Genomic DNA, 16998 nt, shown 5'->3' on the forward strand with positions numbered 1-16998 from the left:
TACGAAGGTTATATTACTTATATTGAATCTCTCCATCCGGCTCGTAATCCGCAATACTAAGCGGGCTGTGTTTTTCTAAGTAATCTTTTAACACTTCCGCATCAACAAAACCTGTGTTTACAAAACCTGGTTTATCGGTAATTTTCGGATAACCATCGCCACCTGCGGCATTAAAGCTCGGAATAGAGAAGCGATATACTTTATTGACATCCAATGCTTTACCACCGATTTTCACATTGCTGACTTTACCATCAGCGACAGTCATTGAAATACCCGCGAATTGCACGTATGCACCAGAGTCAACTGGCATGGTGCCGACAACATTTAAGTAATCAAGCACATCGCTGCCTTTCATATCAATATAAGTGACGATATTGCCAAATGGCTGCACTTTCAGCACATCTTTATACGTGATATCACCCGCGGCAATAGAGTCACGTACGCCACCGGAGTTCATGATGGCAAAATCGGCATTCACGCGCTCCATGTGCGCCTGACCAATCAAGCGACCTAGGTTGGTTTGACGAAATCGGACTTCATTGCGATCTCCTTCTAGCTTGCCATTTGTATGAGCAATTTTCACATTCAACTGAGCTTGGCCTTTGTCTTGATATGGCTGGAGTAACGCTTTTAATTCAGGATCTTGTGGGATTTCTGACTGAATAAAGTCTTTTCTTTTCTCACCGTTCACTAGCACGGTTTTCTTTAAGTTAACTGGGATAAGGTTATAGCTCACTAAATTGAGCTCACCATTTTTAAATTCAAAATCTGCGCGGCCAACGTATTTTCCCCATTCATGCGCTTGCACAATCCAAGTGCCATTTTGTTGGTCAGGCTTACATTCTTCTCCAGGTTGATAGCTTTGATTACGATGATTTGGGCTTTCCATACATACAGGCTCTTGCGAGTGACCACCGATGATCATATCCAATTCACCTTGTGGTAAATAGCGAGCCAAGGTGACATCGCCCGGAGCGTTAACGCCACTTTGACCATTATCGTAATGCCCCATGTGCGTCACAGCAAAAATCAAATCCGGTTTCTCATTAGCTTGCAATTCGGCAATGACTTGCTTTGCTTCTTCTTTCGGATCACGAAACTCAATGCCACCAATGTATTCTGGGTTACCAATTTTGGCCGTATCTTCCGTGGTTAAACCAATAACGGCAATCTTAATACCTTGCTCATCAAAGATTTTATAAGGCTGGAACAAACGTTTACCGGTATTTTTATCGTAAATATTGGCCGACAACATTGGGAAGTTAGCCCAGTCACGTTGCTTCATCAATACATCCAGCGGATTATCAAACTCATGGTTACCAACGGCCATGGCGTCGTATCCAATTTGATTCATCCCTTTAAAATCAGGCTCAGCGTCTTGTAAGTCAGATTCAGGTACGCCGGTATTAATATCGCCACCAGAGAATAATAAAACATTACCACCCTCTGCTTGAACTTCTTGACGTACACGGTCAACCACGGTTTTACGGGCTGCCATACCGTATTCGCCATCTTGGTTATGCCAGAAGCGGCCATGGTTATCATTGGTATGCAAAATGGTGAGGTGATAGGTTTTATCGGTTTGCCATTCATGTTGGCTTGAGTTTTGAGAAGAGCAACCTACAACAGACGCAAGTGCTATCGCGACCACAGAGGTCTTTAATACAAAATGCTTCATCAATGAATACCTGTCAAAAATTGGGAAAATAAAAATGGAATGGGTGATAAAAGTCTAATTCATTGAATCTACTTATGAATCTGTAACACATGAAAGTGACGGGTAGATCACATTTATACCCCTATTTTCCAGACATAAAAAAACCAGCCGCAATTGGCTGGTTTTTATTAGAGCAAAATCGATTAACGAATATCGATATGTTCAAAGCCTTTGATCAAATCATCAAGCGCTTTCATTTGTTTTAGGAAAGGCTCTAGTTTGTCTAACGGCAATGCTGATGGGCCGTCACATTTTGCTTGATCTGGGTTTGGATGCGCTTCGATGAATAAACCCGCAATACCGGTTGCTAAACCTGCTTTCGCGAGTTCAACGGTTTGCTCACGACGGCCACCTGATGCAGCGCCCGATGGATCACGCATTTGCAATGAGTGCGTCACGTCAAAAATAATTGGGCTGCCGTTAGAGGCTTTTTTCATAACACCAAAACCAAGCATATCCACGACTAGGTTATCGTAACCCATGCATGAACCGCGCTCACATAAGATAATTTTGTCATTACCACACTCTTCGAATTTATCGACGATATTACCCACTTGGTTTGGGCTCATAAATTGTGGTTTCTTCACATTGATCACCGCACCCGTTTTAGCCATAGCTTCAACTAAGTCAGTTTGACGAGCAAGGAAAGCCGGAAGCTGAATCACATCCACCACATCTGCAACAGGTTGAGCTTGCGCTTCCGTGTGAACGTCGGTAATGATTTTCACGCCAAACGTGTCTTTCAACTCTTGGAAGATTTTCATGCCTTCTTCTAAGCCTGGGCCACGGTATGAATGCACGGAAGAACGATTCGCTTTATCAAACGAGGCTTTGAATACGTATGGGATGCCTAGTTTTTCTGTCACTTTGACGTAATGCTCACAAATTTGCATCGCAAGATCGCGAGACTCCAGCACATTCATGCCTGCAAATAAAGTGAATGGCTTATCATTTGCTACTGGGATGTCACCAATCTGAACGGTTTTCTGTTGCATGCTTGTAGAAGACATAGGTTTTCTTACTCCGTCGTTCAAACATAATCGTTTGAAATGAATAAACTTAATGTAATGTTACTAGGTGACCGCTTAATACGTTCACCTGAATTTTCAGCATTTCTGATGATGGGTCATCAGGGCAGTTGTCGATAAAATATTGGAAATCATCCGCCGCTAACTGCTGGCAATCGAGCTGCTGGTAGATAAAGCCACGGTCGCGAATTTCATACGGATCATCTGGCACAAAGCTTAGCGCAATATTGGTACATTTTAACGCTTGCTCGAAATTATCTTCACGTAATAATGCCCCTTTGATCACCGCAAGCCAACGACCAAGCACGCTGGGGTTATCACACGCAGCAAGGTGTTGCGGCTTCAATTTCGCGAGTGGGCCTTCATAACCAATCAACCACGCGCGTAAAATGGATTTCGAAACATATTCGCCATCAAATGGATTGATATAAATTGGTGCTTGATTTGGCCAAGTCAGTTTAATAATAAATTGACTTGGAAAACTCACACCTTCCATCGGGAAACCGAGTCGCATCCCTAAGTGCAACATGATAGCCCCAAGGCTGACCGGAATACCTTTACGACGCTTTAATACCAAATCAACGCGGGTATTGTCGGAGTTAAAAAACTCATCGCTATCGCCGTGAAATCCCCACTCATGGAAGAAGATACGTAAGAAGGATTCAAACTTTTGTTTATCATCAATGTCATGAACTAGCGCCTGCTCAAGCTCCTCAAACAAAGAATTTAAGGTGTGCGTGACCCAGTACTTATCGGTTTCTGGAAAAATCATGGCATTGAGCGCCAATGCCCCTTCCAATAAACTGCATTGCTCTAAATCTTGTTCAAATAGGTCTAAATCTGTCATTGAAACTAAACTACTTAATAAGGATTTATAATGTTGGCACTTTGGTCATCGCAAGGTGTGCTGCCCAGTACAACCAACCGAGTGCACCGAAAAACGCCACACTACGAATAATTTTATTACGGCCCAGTTTTAACGCGACAAAACCAAGTGCGATATACACGAGTACGCAGCTAATTTTTTCGGTCAACCAGGCACCGGCTGCGGTAAACGGAATAAAACCGGTAATAAAAATTAATGCGATACCTGAAGCCAATAAAATGGTATCGACAACATGAGGTGTCACTTTAAACAGCTTCTTTTGCAGTAATGGCGAATCCATCATCATTAGCACATAACGAATGGTGAGCAATAAAACGCTCAGTGCAATCGCGAGTAAATGGATATGTTTGATTGAGGTGTATAGCATGCTCACTCTTCCTTTTGGCTATCTTGTCGCCAATGTATTTATTTTATTTTTATCAATGCAAATTTTGAATGTCTTCGCTGCTGGTTTTCCAACGGCCTAATGTAACACGGTCATTATGACCATAATCCTGCTCTGTCGATACGGCTTGATAGCCCAATTTGAGCAAAATATCTCGCACATCCGCACCTTGCTCGTAACCATGCTCCATCAGCAACCAACCACCTGATTTTAAATAGCGGGTTGCATGCTGAGCAATATAAGCCAAATCGGCCAAACCTTTTTGCTCGGCCACCAATGCTGTCAAAGGCTCAAAGCGTACATCTCCTTGAGCCAGGTGAGGATCCTGCTTATCGATATAAGGTGGATTACTCACAATACAGGCAAACTGCGCTTTTGCGTCTAATGGCTCAAACCAACTACCTTGTAAAAAGCGAGCATTATTGATCGCCAGCTTTTTGGCATTACGCGTAGCCAGTTGTTGTGCCTCCACTTGCAGATCAATGCCAATCACATGGCGCTTGGGGAATTCTGACGCTAAAGCCAACGCAATCGCGCCAGTCCCAGTGCCGAGATCGAGAATATCACCATCAAGCTCAGCAATTTTATCTAATGCCAATTCCACCAGCCTTTCGGTATCCGCACGCGGGATTAGAGTCGACGTCGACACTTCAAGCGGCAAAGACCAAAACTCTCGCTCACCAACAATATAAGCGACCGGTTCGCCGGCTATTCGACGAGCTAATAAGGCATCAAATTGTTGCTGCTGCTCTGAACTCAGCTCTTTTTCAGGCCAAGTTAACAAGTAACTACGAGGCTTATCCAGCACATGACACATCAACACCGCCGCGTCGATCGCCGCACTGTCACTGCCACTTTTAATCAAAGCGGCAATGGCAGAATGTAGATTGGCTTCAATACTTTTCATCGATTAGTGTTGCTCAGACAGCGCCGCCAATTGATCCGCTTGGTGCTCTTGGATCACAGGGTCAACTAGGCTTTGCAAGTCCCCTTCCATCACTTCATTTAGACGATAAACCGTTAGGTTAATGCGATGGTCTGAAACACGACCTTGTGGGTAGTTATAAGTGCGAATACGGTCACTACGATCACCAGAGCCAAGCAAGTTACGACGCGTGTCCGATTCTTCCGCAGCACGTTTGGCTTCTTCCGCTTGAATAATACGCGCCGCTAATACTGCCATCGCTTTGGCTTTGTTCTTATGCTGTGAACGCTCGTCCTGACACTCAACCACGGTACCGGTTGGTAAGTGGGTAATACGAATGGCTGAATCGGTGGTGTTAACGTGCTGACCACCAGCCCCTGATGAACGGAAAGTATCAATTTTCAGATCAGACGCTTTAATTTCAGGGATTTCGGCTTCTGGAATTTCTGCCATCACCGCCACAGTACACGCTGAAGTATGTACACGACCTTGTGATTCGGTCGCAGGCACACGCTGCACACGGTGACCACCAGATTCAAACTTCAATACACCATAAGCACCATCACCGTTCACTTTGGCGATCATTTCTTTATAGCCACCATGTTCTGCTTCATTGCAGCTGATCACTTCGATGCGCCAGCCTTTTTTCTCAGCAAAACGGCTGTACATACGGAATAAATCACCAGCGAAAATACCCGCTTCATCACCACCCGCACCGGCGCGGATTTCTAAGAAACAGTTACGATCATCATTCGGATCTTTTGGCAACAGCAAGATTTGCAATTCATCGGCTAAGCGTTCAATCGTCGCTTTGGCTTCTTTGATTTCTTCTTGTGCCATTTCACGCATTTCTGCGTCATCTTCTTGTGCCATTTCCTCTGCTGCCACCAAGTCTTCTTGTGCTTGTTGGTAGGCTTGGAAGCATTTCGTCACTTCCTCAAGTTGAGAATATTCTTTTGATAACGCACGGAATTTGTTTTGATCGCCAATGACGTCAGGGTCACCAAGCAGATGTTGAACTTCTTCATAACGTTCAACCAATGTTTCTAATTTAGTCAGAATTGACGATTTCATAATTAGGTTCTTTCTAGAGTAATAATTAAATTAGATGATATATCCAAGTTACTTGGGTATATGAATTAGGATGAAGCTAGCTTGAGTGTAGCTACAATTCATCCAAGCCTAAACTTTGACGAATAATGGTAAGTTTTTCTGGTTCGCCTTGTTCTGCCACCACTTGCATTGCACGAGTCGGAGTATGGATAAGGCGGTTGGTTAATTTATTGCTCAATTCACGCAATACTTTTTCTGGATCTCCACCTGAAGCAAGTGCATTCAAGCTTTTCTCCAGTAAATCGTTTTTAATTTCGTTCGCCTGTTCACGGTAATCACGAATGCTATCTACCGCTTGTAATGAACGTAACCATGTCATAAAGGCCGCGCTTTCTTCAGACACGATCGCTTCAGCCTGAATCGCTTCGACTTTACGTTGCTCGATATTTTTATTTACGATGCCTTGCAAATCATCCACGCTGTACAGGTAAGCATCATCGAGATCCCCAACTTGTGACTCAATGTCACGCGGCACTGCAATATCGACCAAAAGCATGGGTTGATGCTTGCGTTTTTTCAGCGCAGTTTCCACCATACCTTTACCGATAATCGGCAATGGGCTGGCGGTTGAACTGATCACGATATCTGCGCTAGCGAGGTGTTCTGGGATTTCAGATAACGTGATGGTGTCACCACCGAACTGATCCGCCAGATTTTTAGCTCGCTCTAGAGTGCGGTTAGCCACAATGATTTTTTTACAATTGGTCGAGGAAATGTGTTTAGCGACCAATTCAATCGTCTCTCCTGCGCCAACCAACAGCACAGTGACCTCTTTCATCGATTCGAAAATTTGTTTGGCGAGAATACAAGCAGCGTACGCGACTGACACAGCACTGCCACCAATTGCCGTTTCTGTGCGTACGCGTTTAGCGACCGAAAATGCTTTGTGGAACAGCTTTTCTGTCATGCCATTAACGGCTTTTAATTCTGTCGACTCAGCATAGGCTTGTTTTACCTGCCCTAAAATCTGAGGTTCACCTAAAACCAAAGAATCCAAACCACAGGCTACGCGCATAAGATGTCGTACTGCCGCTTGCTCTTCATAACTATAAAGGCATGACATCACTTCATCAGAATCAAGCTGATGGAAGTTCATCAACCAATCAATAACATAAGATTTGCTGATGCCTTTTTTCAAATCACAATAAATTTCAGTACGGTTACATGTCGATACAATGACACCGCTTTTTATGGCATCACTTTGCGCTATCTGAGCTAAAGCTTCAGACAGTTTTTCAGGAGAAAAGGCAACTTTTTCTCGCAACTCAACCGACGCAGTATTGTGATTGATACCAATAGCAAGCAGGGACATCTAGTGGGAATACTCTGAAATTCGTTATAAAAGGGCAGCAATTTTACTTGATGGCCTCTATGAATGAAAGGGCCATCATCGCTAATTGCCAAATTTCTCGCTCATCTTCCCTTTATATCCAGTGAAAATTCAATGGCAAGATTACGTTAATTTTGCGGCTTTCTACGCTATAAAAATGAAATATATGATATAGTCGCCACACTTTTAGACTGTCTAAGGAAGCTGTTTTGTCTCCCACTCTTTTGCCTTCAACATTCCTTCTTCCCATGCATTTACTGGCATTTTTACAAGCCAAACTGAAATCACAAGCAGGGGTAAGTGCTCGCTTACGAACGCTTTCACTGGCTTTACTTTCATTTACCATGCTGGCTTTAGCAGGTTGCAGTAGTGTTCCTCCAAGCCAAGAAAATTACTCCGTGGATTGGCAGGCGCAAAAAAGCACCTTAGAAAGCATTCACACGTTTAAAGCAACAGGCAAAATTGGCTACAAAGATCCAGAGCATCGTCAATCGCTCAATTTTATTTTCTCTCACGCCTCTAGCTATAGCGAGCTCAAATTACTTTCTGTATTTGGACAAACGGTTCTCACTGTACAAATGCTACCAAGCGGAGCCATGGTGACCACCTCAGATGGCAAAGTTCAAACGGCAAAACAAGCTGATACTTTGATCAAAAACCTCACCGGTTTAGCCATTCCAGTTAGCCAACTGCCCGATTGGCTAAAAGGCTTACCCAGCCAAGCTGACAGCGTGAGCTTTAATGATTCCAATACCGTGGCCAGTTTGAAAAAGAACATCAACAATAAAGATTGGACGTTAAACTACATCAACTATCAAAGTGTTGAACAAACCGATCAAGCGAGCATTACTTTGCCGAAACAAATGCAGCTCACCCAAGATCAAACGGAAATCAAAATTCTGATCAGCAAATGGATCATCTAATGTCACAACTCGATTTAGCTAAAATTGAATGGCCCTCTCCGGCAAAATTAAACCTATTTCTCTATATCACTGGCCGTTTAGATAACGGCTACCATGAACTGCAAACCTTGTTTCAGTTTATTGATTTTGGTGACACGCTGACCTTTGCTCCTAATCTCACTGGTGACATCACACTATCCCCCGCGATTGAAGGCGTGAGCTTAGAAGACAACTTGATTTGGAAAGCCGTACAAATTCTAAAAACAGAAGCGTTAAAGCAAGGCAATCCACAGGCTCAAGAGTTAGGCGTTGATATTCAACTGAAAAAGGTTCTGCCTATGGGCGGCGGGCTCGGTGGCGGTTCTTCTAATGCAGCGACGGCATTGGTAGCACTCAATACGCTTTGGCAATTAGATTTTTCCATCGACACGCTCGCCACTTTAGGTTTGACACTCGGTGCTGATGTGCCTGTTTTTGTACGTGGTCATGCCGCTTTTGCTGAGGGTGTCGGTGAACAGCTCACGCCAGCATCGCCAACAGAAAAGTGGTATTTGGTGATCAAACCTGAAACAAACATTGCAACGGTTGACATTTTTACTCACCCAGATTTAACAAGAAACACCGCAAAACGAGATCTGGATACACTTTTACAGCAGCCCTACGGAAACGATTGCGAAAAAATCGTCACTTTGCTCTATCCGGAGGTTGCTAAGCAACTTTCATGGCTGCTACAATATGCGCCGTCGAGATTGACCGGAACGGGTTCATGTCTGTTTGCCGAGTTTGACACTCAGCAAGAAGCCGAAGTTGTTCTTGAGAAATTCAACGACCATACAAAATTAAATAGTGTCTTCGGCTTTATCGCCAAAGGGGTGAACGTTTCACCACTTCATAAGACTTTGGCTGACTACAAACAAGCCAACCACAACTCAATTTAAAACTGGACGCAACCCGAGGTTTCCACCGTGCCTGATATGAAGCTATTTGCTGGTAACGCCACACCTGAACTAGCCCAACGTATTGCCGATCGTCTTTACATTTCCCTTGGTGATGCAACTGTTAACCGTTTTTCTGATGGTGAAGTTGCAGTACAAATCAACGAAAATGTACGTGGTAGTGATGTATTTATCATTCAATCTACCTGTGCCCCAACCAACGACAACTTAATGGAATTGGTCGTAATGATCGATGCAATGCGCCGCGCTTCTGCTGGCCGTATTACAGCCGTTATTCCTTACTTTGGTTATGCACGCCAAGACCGTCGTGTCCGTTCAGCTCGTGTTCCAATCACTGCAAAAGTTGTTGCAGATTTCCTTTCTAACGTTGGTGTTGACCGCGTTCTTACTATCGACCTACACGCAGAGCAAATCCAAGGCTTCTTCGATGTTCCTGTAGACAACATCTTCGGTACACCTGTACTAATGGAAGATATGAAGTCTCGTAACCTTGAAGATCCAGTTGTGGTTTCTCCTGATCTAGGCGGTGTGGTACGTGCTCGCGCAACAGCGAAAATGCTTGATGACACAGACATCGCTATCGTTGATAAACGTCGTCCTCGTGCTAACGTATCTGAAGTAATGAACCTAATCGGTGATGTTAAAGGTCGCGACTGTGTGATCGTTGATGACATGATCGATACTGGTGGTACTTTATGTAAAGCGGCTGAAGCGCTGAAAGAACGTGGTGCGAAACGTGTATTTGCTTACGCGACTCACGCTGTATTCTCTGGTAAAGCGGCTGAAAACATCAAAAACTCTGTACTTGACCAAGTGATCATCACTGACTCAATCAAGCTGACAGAAGAGATGAAAGCCACAGGTAAAGTGACGCAATTAACACTTTCAAGCATGCTAGCTGAAGCGATTCGCCGTATCAGTAACGAAGAATCTATTTCTGCGATGTTTAACTAATAGCAGAAACTCGAAACTCGAAACTCGAAACTCGAAACTCGAAACTCGAAAAAGATTAAACCACTTTGCTTTACGGCAAGGTGGTTTTTTATTGTTTGTCACTGTCCCCAACACGGTAAAAAATATGCTATCATGCCGCGCTTTTTAAATTTGAAAAGAGAGTGATAGCCTTGACTCAACCGATTAAATTACTTGTTGGCCTTGCCAATCCTGGGCCAGAATACGCCAAAACTCGCCATAATGCGGGTGCTTGGGTGGTAGAAGAACTCGCTCGAGTCCATAATGTTACTTTGAAAGACGAAAGCAAATTCTTTGGTTACACCGGACGTATTATGGTGAACGGACAAGATCTACGTTTGTTGATCCCAACAACCTTCATGAATCTATCCGGTAAAGCGGTTGCAGCTCTTGCCAAGTTTTATCAAATTAAACCAGAAGAGATTATGGTTGCGCATGATGAACTGGATCTCCCCCCTGGCGTCGCTAAATTTAAAAAAGGTGGTGGTCACGGCGGTCATAATGGCTTGAAAGACATCATCGCCAAACAAGCTAATAACAAAGAATTTTATCGCCTGCGCATTGGTATTGGTCACCCTGGCCATAAAGACCGAGTCGCTGGTTATGTACTAGGTAAAGCGCCAGTAAAAGAGCAAGAATTACTCGATACGGTGGTGGATGAGTCGGTACGCAGTTTAGATATTCTGCTTAAAGATGGTCTTGCTAAAGCACAAAATCGATTACATACGTTCAAGGCTAAATAACCCTTAACGTTAGAATTACTGTCACAAATTACAACATAAGTCGGCAGATTGGCCGAATGAAAGAAGGTTAATATCATGGGTTTCAAATGTGGAATCGTCGGTTTACCTAACGTAGGTAAATCCACTCTGTTTAATGCACTGACAAAAGCGGGAATCGAAGCAGCAAACTTCCCTTTCTGTACGATTGAGCCAAACACAGGCGTTGTTCCTGTGCCGGATTTACGTCTTGATGCTTTAGCAGAAATCGTTAATCCACAACGCATTTTGCCGACAACAATGGAATTCGTTGATATTGCAGGCTTAGTTGCAGGTGCATCTCGTGGTGAAGGCTTAGGTAACAAATTCCTAGCGAACATCCGTGAAACTGACGCAATTGGACACGTTGTTCGTTGTTTTGAAAACGAAAACATTGTGCACGTTGCAGGCCGTATTTCTCCTATCGAAGACATTGAAATCATTAACCTAGAGTTGGCTTTAGCTGACTTGGATAGCTGTGAACGTGCTATTCAACGCCAAGCGAAAAAAGCGAAAGGTGGTGATAAAGACGCTAAATTTGAAATCACCGTACTAGAAAAGCTGCTTCCCGTTTTCACTGAAGGCGGTATGGCGCGTTCTGTTGAATTATCAAAAGAAGAATTAGCAGCAGTAGGTTATCTGAACTTCCTAACACTAAAACCAACCATGTACATTGCTAACGTCAATGAAGATGGCTTTGAAGATAACCCATACCTAGATCAAGTCCGTGAATACGCTAAAGCTGAAAATGCAGTTGTTGTACCGGTTTGTGCGGCGATTGAATCTGAAATGTCAGAACTAGACGAAGAAGATCGTGATGAATTCTTAGCAGATTTGGGTATTGAAGAGCCGGGGCTTAACCGTGTGATCCGTTCTGGCTATGAACTATTAACCCTTCAAACCTACTTCACTGCAGGTGTGAAAGAAGTACGCGCATGGACAATTCCGGTAGGCGCAACCGCTCCACAAGCTGCAGGTAAAATCCACACGGACTTTGAAAAAGGCTTCATCCGTGCGGAAGTCGTTGGTTATGACGACTTTATCCAGTTCAAAGGTGAAAGTGGTGCAAAAGAAGCAGGTAAATGGCGTCTAGAAGGTAAAGATTACATCGTAAAAGATGGTGATGTGGTTCACTTCCGCTTTAACGTCTAATTTTTCAGCATAAGATCATTAGAAAATGAATAAAGCCAGCCTCTTTGCTGGCTTTTTTTATACGAAAAAATGACATCTAATAGGATTGATTTCACCAAAAAACACAGCATAAATATGCCATTTTGTTCACAAACAAAGCTTTTTGTTTAAAAAAGGGTCGAACGATACTAGTTTCGTCATTTATTAAAAAAAAACTATTGACGCTCGAGGCCCATATACGCATAATGCGCTCCGTCCTTGAGACACAGCAGTTGTTTTAAAAGAAATAAATATTTCAAAAACAATAAATGCTTCAAAGGCAATAAAATTTGGCTACGTAGCTCAGTTGGTTAGAGCACATCACTCATAATGATGGGGTCACAGGTTCGAATCCCGTCGTAGCCACCATATTTAAAACGAATGTCTTTTAGAGGTTCGTTGCTCGTAACGGCTTCACCAATCAGCTGTTTATTATCGAGCGACTAGGGTGATTCCCTAGCACGGTTTTGCGGTCGTGGCGGAATTGGTAGACGCACCAGATTTAGGTTCTGGCGCCGCAAGGTGTGAGAGTTCAAGTCTCTCCGACCGCACCATGAATAAACGTTTCTCGGTTATCGAGTCTCGTTTCTCGAAAAAACATCGAGCGACGAGTAACGAAAATTCGAGTTTCGTCGACTGGGCTATCGCCAAGCGGTAAGGCACCGGCTTTTGATGCCGGCATTCCCTGGTTCGAATCCAGGTAGCCCAGCCACTATTTAAAACGATATTCTTTTTAGAGTCTCGTTTCTCGAAAAACAATTTCGAGACTAGAAGTCCAGAAAGTATTTGGTTATACTTCTCGGCTCAAAGTTACTCAGTAACTATTGGCTACGTAGCTCAGTTGGTTAGAGCACATCACTCATAATGATGGGGTCACAGGTTCGAATCCCGTCGTAGCCACCATATTTAAAACGAATGTCTTTTAGAGGTTCGTTGCTCGTAACGGCTTCACCAATCAGCTGTTTATTATCGAGCGACTAGGGAATTTCCCTAGCACGGTTTTGCGGTCGTGGCGGAATTGGTAGACGCACCAGATTTAGGTTCTGGCGCCGCAAGGTGTGAGAGTTCAAGTCTCTCCGACCGCACCATGAATAAACGTTTCTCGGTTATCGAGTCTCGTTTCTCGAAAAAACATCGAGCGACGAGTAACGAAAATTCGAGTTTCGTCGACTGGGCTATCGCCAAGCGGTAAGGCACCGGCTTTTGATGCCGGCATTCCCTGGTTCGAATCCAGGTAGCCCAGCCACTTTTTAAGACGATATTCTGTTTAGAGTGTCGTATCTCGAAGAGCAAGCTTAGCCAATCAGCTTGCTTTTTTTATCGGGATAACTGAGGTAATCTCAGACACGTATTTGCGGACGTGGCGGAATTGGTAGACGCACCAGATTTAGGTTCTGGCGCCGCAAGGTGTGAGAGTTCAAGTCTCTCCGTCCGCACCATGAATAAACGTTTCTCGGTTATCGAGTCTCGTTTCTCGAAAAAACATCGAGCGACGAGTAACGAAAATTCGAGTTTCGTCGACTGGGCTATCGCCAAGCGGTAAGGCACCGGCTTTTGATGCCGGCATTCCCTGGTTCGAATCCAGGTAGCCCAGCCACTATTAAAACGATATTCTTTTAGAGTGTCGAATCTCGAGAGCAAGCTTAGCCAATCAGCTTGCTTTTTTTATCGGGATAACTGAGGTAATCTCAGACACGGTTTTGCGGTCGTGGCGGAATTGGTAGACGCACCAGATTTAGGTTCTGGCGCCGCAAGGTGTGAGAGTTCAAGTCTCTCCGACCGCACCATGAATAAACGTTTCTCGGTTATCGAGTCTCGTTTCTCGAAAAAACATCGAGCGACGAGTAACGAAAATTCGAGTTTCGTCGACTGGGCTATCGCCAAGCGGTAAGGCACCGGCTTTTGATGCCGGCATTCCCTGGTTCGAATCCAGGTAGCCCAGCCATTTTTTAGCGTTGGAAGTGAGTCACATAGCCGGAGGCTTTTGATTCGTTACCTTGAACATTCCCTGTCATCGGAATCCAGGTAGCCCAGCCACTATTTAACACGATATTCTGTTTAGAATGTCGTATCTCGAAGAGCATATTTCATCAATTAGTATGTTCGTAACATTCGAGAAACTAGAAACGAGTTTTCTAGACACGTGTTTGCGGACGTGGCGGAATTGGTAGACGCACCAGATTTAGGTTCTGGCGCCGCAAGGTGTGAGAGTTCAAGTCTCTCCGTCCGCACCATCATCTTCAAAGCCCACTTCATTGTGGGCTTTGTCGTATTTACTGCTTACCTCTTTCTTAACTTTGTTACCTATATCACTTTTCATTTCTTAATTTTCGTTTCTTTCTCATTGATACCTAAGTAATCTCAAGATAGCCGTAACTGTTTATAAAGTAGGATAAAAATATGGAAGTTCTCTCTCTTATCATTAGTGGTTATACGGATAAAGACGAGCAAAATGGTCTGTATCGTGCGACACTCGATGCTCAAACCGCCAAACTCAACATTAAGCCTCTAAATATCGCTCTTAAGCACCCCTCCTACTTTGATTATTGTAACCACCGACTAACGGTAATCTCAGAAGTCTTAGAGACTCAATCTCCTACTATCTGCCAATATCAATTCGTTAATGATAAAGCGACGCTGATTGCCAAGCACGCCCTCAGCGGCAGCACCCCTTGTTATGTAGAGAGGAATACTAACCTAGGATTGGTCGCAACCGCCCAATACGGTACAGGTCATGTCGACATTTTTTCCAGTGACAATCAAGGCATCATTGCTGAGCACATTCAGACAATAGACAGCCAAGCACTTGCTGGCTCTGAGGAGGTGGAGTCACACGCCCACCAAGCCATGCTGCTTTCACAAAGCCGCGAGCTAATTACCGTTGATCTCGGTTGTGACTGTGTACGTATCTTTCCTTTTGATCCAACAACAAACGCATTTACAACATCCGATTCCTATAGCCTCACTTTAGACAACGAAAGTGGCCCGAGGCATGCAGTTTTCACTAAAGATGAAACTTTCGGATTGGTGTTATGCGAAATATCAGAGCAATTGATTACCTTGCATAAAGTGAAAAATAAATGGCAGGTATTGCACTCTCAACCAGCTCTGCCGGATACCGACAATGGCCAAGCAGCAGGGGCAATTAAATTTTCGCCGGATGAACGATTTGTGTATGTAACAGGAAGGCGTCAAAACTTAATTTCATTTTTTGCATTCGATGGACAAACTGGAGAATGCACTCATCAATTTTCGATAGATTGTGGTGGTGAATTTGCGAGAGATTTTGCCATTTCAGAAGACGGGGCTTGGCTTGTGATCGCCAATCAGTTCAGCCATAACCTTGCTGTATTCAAACGTAATAACCAAACGGGTGAACTACAAGATACAAACGTCAGACATAAAATCCCCTCACCCACCTGTGTGAAATTTGTCTGAGGAAATTCGAAACAAAAATAAAACAGCTTGCGAAAGTGCAAGCTGTTTTATTTGAATATTAAAATGAACGCTATAGCCCCAGCGCGTATTTCAGGACTTGTTTTTTTATCTCGCCAGAATGCTCAGCCGCTTTCAATGCGACATTTCTCATCAATTTTAATGGCAGAATTTCGTTACTGAAAGTCTTATAGAAGAAATCCATTCCCGATTGCATTAACAGGTTATCTCTACGGCGCTGCTTTTCATAATCAACAAATGCTAAGTTGCCCTCCAAGCCTTTATCGGCAATAGTGTCTAATAATACCGACACATCTTTAAAGCCAAGGTTCACGCCTTGTCCTGCGAGCGGGTTGATCGTATGAGCAGAATCACCAACCAAAACACAGCGATTGGCAAAATAGGCTTGCGCGTGACGACGTGTTAACGGGAATGAGCCGGCTTGCAACACCTGAATATCGCCTAGTTCTTGAGGGAAATGGGTAAGCACTTCTTGTCTTAACGATTCTGGTGACATCGATTGTAATTGCTTAATACGCTTTGGGCTGTCGTACCACACCAAAGAGCCTTGCTGAATACCATCTTGAGTCGACGCGAGTGGCAAGAAAGAACGTGGGCCTGAAGGGGTAAACCACTGCCAAGTCACATCACGTACACGGCCATCCGGTAAGTTTGGCAACGCCACATTGATTAACATACAACGCTGACGATAATCCCATGCAGTGATACCAATATTCGCTTGCTGACGCACTTTCGAGTTTGCACCATCCGCGCCCACAACCCATTGTGCTGCCAGCCGCTCACCGGTATCCAAAATCACAGTATTTGACTCAACACCAAATTCAATCTTATCTAAGTTACTTGGGCAAAAGAGGGTTAAGTTAGGGTGTTGGGAAAACTGCTCCCACAAACCTAGCTGCATAATTCGATTTTCGACCATGTAACCCAGCTTATCTAACCCGATCTCTTTAGCATGAAAGCGCGTGCGGCATTCAGGGTGTTCCCAAGTTTCTAACCCTAAGTAAGGCGTCACTCGCTTGCTGGTCACCGATTCCCAAGCGCCGAGTTTCTTAAACAAATCCACCGATGCTTTTGAAATAGCAGAAACACGCAGATCCATAGGTTGAGAATGCTCAAACGACTGAGGTGCGCGACCTTCAACTAATGCGACCGACTTTTTCTGCTTCGCCAGTCCTAGGGCTAATGCTGCCCCGACCATGCCACCACCGACAATCACTACATCAAACTTGGTCATACCAAACCTCAAAAAAATATCTTGAACGCATTCTACTCTACCCTACAATTTTTTCAGCCATGTTCCTCAAATTATTCAAGTTTAAGCCTCCATATTTCCATATTAAAAATACGTCTATAATTCAATCAAGGCTTTGTCGTCTCTAGCTCTAGTCAGGTTGCATTTA

General features: G+C 44.0%; 14 protein-coding genes and 11 tRNA genes. 17 read left to right on the forward strand and 8 right to left on the reverse strand.

Translation table 11 applies throughout. The annotated features are described in order from the left end of the window. Positions 1 to 13: 13 nt before the first annotated feature. The 7 genes from ushA to hemA all read right to left on the reverse strand — a co-directional run bounded on the left by ushA (position 14) and on the right by hemA (position 7366). On the reverse strand, positions 14 to 1678 hold the full coding sequence (gene ushA / locus Vgang_RS08305; protein WP_105900978.1) for a bifunctional UDP-sugar hydrolase/5'-nucleotidase UshA: 1665 nt from the start codon (positions 1676 to 1678) through the stop codon (positions 14 to 16). Positions 1679 to 1860: 182 nt separating this feature from the next. Continuing rightward, positions 1861 to 2712 (reverse strand): 3-deoxy-8-phosphooctulonate synthase, encoded by an 852-nt coding sequence (gene kdsA / locus Vgang_RS08310; RefSeq protein WP_105900985.1) that lies wholly within the window; start codon positions 2710 to 2712, stop codon positions 1861 to 1863. 64 nt (positions 2713 to 2776) lie between these two features. Beyond that, entirely contained in the window at positions 2777 to 3592 is an 816-nt protein-coding gene (locus tag Vgang_RS08315; RefSeq protein WP_105900977.1) for a SirB1 family protein, read from the reverse strand. Positions 3593 to 3617: 25 nt separating this feature from the next. Further along, a complete protein-coding gene (locus Vgang_RS08320; protein ID WP_105900976.1) occupies positions 3618 to 3998 on the reverse strand; it encodes a SirB2 family protein in 381 nt (126 codons plus the stop codon). Positions 3999 to 4050: 52 nt separating this feature from the next. After that, positions 4051 to 4923, reverse strand: coding sequence for a peptide chain release factor N(5)-glutamine methyltransferase (gene prmC / locus Vgang_RS08325; protein WP_105900975.1), 873 nt, complete (start codon positions 4921 to 4923; stop codon positions 4051 to 4053). A 3-nt stretch (positions 4924 to 4926) separates the two neighbouring features. Next, complete coding sequence (gene prfA, locus Vgang_RS08330) at positions 4927 to 6015, reverse strand: peptide chain release factor 1 (protein ID WP_105900974.1); 1089 nt, start codon at positions 6013 to 6015, stop codon at positions 4927 to 4929. A gap of 91 nt (positions 6016 to 6106) precedes the next feature. Further along, complete coding sequence (gene hemA, locus Vgang_RS08335; protein WP_105900973.1) at positions 6107 to 7366, reverse strand: glutamyl-tRNA reductase; 1260 nt, start codon at positions 7364 to 7366, stop codon at positions 6107 to 6109. 227 nt (positions 7367 to 7593) lie between these two features. Between hemA and lolB the strand changes: the two genes are divergently transcribed. The 17 genes from lolB to Vgang_RS08420 all read left to right on the forward strand — a co-directional run bounded on the left by lolB (position 7594) and on the right by Vgang_RS08420 (position 15580). Then, positions 7594 to 8307, forward strand: coding sequence for a lipoprotein insertase outer membrane protein LolB (lolB, locus tag Vgang_RS08340; RefSeq protein WP_105900972.1), 714 nt, complete (start codon positions 7594 to 7596; stop codon positions 8305 to 8307). Next, positions 8307 to 9224: a 4-(cytidine 5'-diphospho)-2-C-methyl-D-erythritol kinase gene (ispE, locus tag Vgang_RS08345; protein ID WP_245879865.1), complete on the forward strand. Its 918-nt coding sequence runs from the start codon at positions 8307 to 8309 to the stop codon at positions 9222 to 9224. Before lolB ends, ispE begins: the two co-directional genes overlap by 1 nt. Positions 9225 to 9251: 27 nt before the next feature. Further along, positions 9252 to 10196: a ribose-phosphate pyrophosphokinase gene (locus Vgang_RS08350; protein WP_105900970.1), complete on the forward strand. Its 945-nt coding sequence runs from the start codon at positions 9252 to 9254 to the stop codon at positions 10194 to 10196. 170 nt (positions 10197 to 10366) lie between these two features. Continuing rightward, positions 10367 to 10957: an aminoacyl-tRNA hydrolase gene (gene pth, locus Vgang_RS08355; protein ID WP_105900969.1), complete on the forward strand. Its 591-nt coding sequence runs from the start codon at positions 10367 to 10369 to the stop codon at positions 10955 to 10957. 75 nt (positions 10958 to 11032) lie between these two features. Further along, the gene (gene ychF, locus Vgang_RS08360) at positions 11033 to 12124 is read left to right on the forward strand and encodes a redox-regulated ATPase YchF (RefSeq protein ID WP_105900968.1); all 1092 of its coding nucleotides are present in this window, start codon (positions 11033 to 11035) and stop codon (positions 12122 to 12124) included. 310 nt (positions 12125 to 12434) lie between these two features. Beyond that, positions 12435 to 12511 (forward strand) — tRNA-Met (locus tag Vgang_RS08365). Positions 12512 to 12611: 100 nt separating this feature from the next. Continuing rightward, positions 12612 to 12696, forward strand: a tRNA-Leu gene (locus tag Vgang_RS08370). An 83-nt stretch (positions 12697 to 12779) separates the two neighbouring features. Beyond that, positions 12780 to 12854: transfer RNA gene (locus Vgang_RS08375), tRNA-Gln, on the forward strand. A 114-nt stretch (positions 12855 to 12968) separates the two neighbouring features. Then, positions 12969 to 13045, forward strand: a tRNA-Met gene (locus Vgang_RS08380). 100 nt (positions 13046 to 13145) lie between these two features. Then, positions 13146 to 13230: transfer RNA gene (locus Vgang_RS08385), tRNA-Leu, on the forward strand. An 83-nt stretch (positions 13231 to 13313) separates the two neighbouring features. Beyond that, positions 13314 to 13388, forward strand: a tRNA-Gln gene (locus Vgang_RS08390). A 108-nt stretch (positions 13389 to 13496) separates the two neighbouring features. After that, positions 13497 to 13581, forward strand: a tRNA-Leu gene (locus Vgang_RS08395). A gap of 83 nt (positions 13582 to 13664) precedes the next feature. Then, a tRNA-Gln gene (locus tag Vgang_RS08400) sits at positions 13665 to 13739 on the forward strand. 105 nt (positions 13740 to 13844) lie between these two features. Then, positions 13845 to 13929, forward strand: a tRNA-Leu gene (locus Vgang_RS08405). Positions 13930 to 14012: 83 nt separating this feature from the next. Continuing rightward, a tRNA-Gln gene (locus Vgang_RS08410) sits at positions 14013 to 14087 on the forward strand. Positions 14088 to 14291: 204 nt separating this feature from the next. Continuing rightward, positions 14292 to 14376: transfer RNA gene (locus Vgang_RS08415), tRNA-Leu, on the forward strand. 166 nt (positions 14377 to 14542) lie between these two features. Further along, positions 14543 to 15580 (forward strand): lactonase family protein, encoded by a 1038-nt coding sequence (locus tag Vgang_RS08420; RefSeq protein ID WP_105900967.1) that lies wholly within the window; start codon positions 14543 to 14545, stop codon positions 15578 to 15580. Between the two features lie 70 nt (positions 15581 to 15650). On the opposite strand, the gene Vgang_RS08425 is transcribed toward Vgang_RS08420, so the two are convergent. Then, a complete protein-coding gene (locus Vgang_RS08425) occupies positions 15651 to 16832 on the reverse strand; it encodes a 2-octaprenyl-3-methyl-6-methoxy-1,4-benzoquinol hydroxylase (RefSeq protein WP_105900966.1) in 1182 nt (393 codons plus the stop codon). Between the last annotated feature and the right edge of the window lie 166 nt (positions 16833 to 16998).

This window comes from Vibrio gangliei (genome assembly GCF_026001925.1).
Taxonomy (GTDB): domain Bacteria; phylum Pseudomonadota; class Gammaproteobacteria; order Enterobacterales; family Vibrionaceae; genus Vibrio; species Vibrio gangliei.

Excerpts from the sequence above, each read along its gene's own strand:
- Vgang_RS08315 (WP_105900977.1), bottom strand. The coding sequence starts at position 3,592 with ATGACAGATTTAGACCTATTTGAACAAGATTTAGAGCAATGCAGTTTA.
- prmC (WP_105900975.1), bottom strand. The coding sequence starts at position 4,923 with ATGAAAAGTATTGAAGCCAATCTACATTCTGCCATTGCCGCTTTGATT.
- kdsA (WP_105900985.1), bottom strand. The coding sequence starts at position 2,712 with ATGCAACAGAAAACCGTTCAGATTGGTGACATCCCAGTAGCAAATGAT.
- Vgang_RS08320 (WP_105900976.1), bottom strand. The coding sequence starts at position 3,998 with ATGCTATACACCTCAATCAAACATATCCATTTACTCGCGATTGCACTG.
- hemA (WP_105900973.1), bottom strand. The coding sequence starts at position 7,366 with ATGTCCCTGCTTGCTATTGGTATCAATCACAATACTGCGTCGGTTGAG.
- Vgang_RS08420 (WP_105900967.1), top strand. The coding sequence starts at position 14,543 with ATGGAAGTTCTCTCTCTTATCATTAGTGGTTATACGGATAAAGACGAG.
- prfA (WP_105900974.1), bottom strand. The coding sequence starts at position 6,015 with ATGAAATCGTCAATTCTGACTAAATTAGAAACATTGGTTGAACGTTAT.
- ushA (WP_105900978.1), bottom strand. The coding sequence starts at position 1,678 with ATGAAGCATTTTGTATTAAAGACCTCTGTGGTCGCGATAGCACTTGCG.
- ispE (WP_245879865.1), top strand. The coding sequence starts at position 8,307 with ATGTCACAACTCGATTTAGCTAAAATTGAATGGCCCTCTCCGGCAAAA.
- Vgang_RS08425 (WP_105900966.1), bottom strand. The coding sequence starts at position 16,832 with ATGACCAAGTTTGATGTAGTGATTGTCGGTGGTGGCATGGTCGGGGCA.
- ychF (WP_105900968.1), top strand. The coding sequence starts at position 11,033 with ATGGGTTTCAAATGTGGAATCGTCGGTTTACCTAACGTAGGTAAATCC.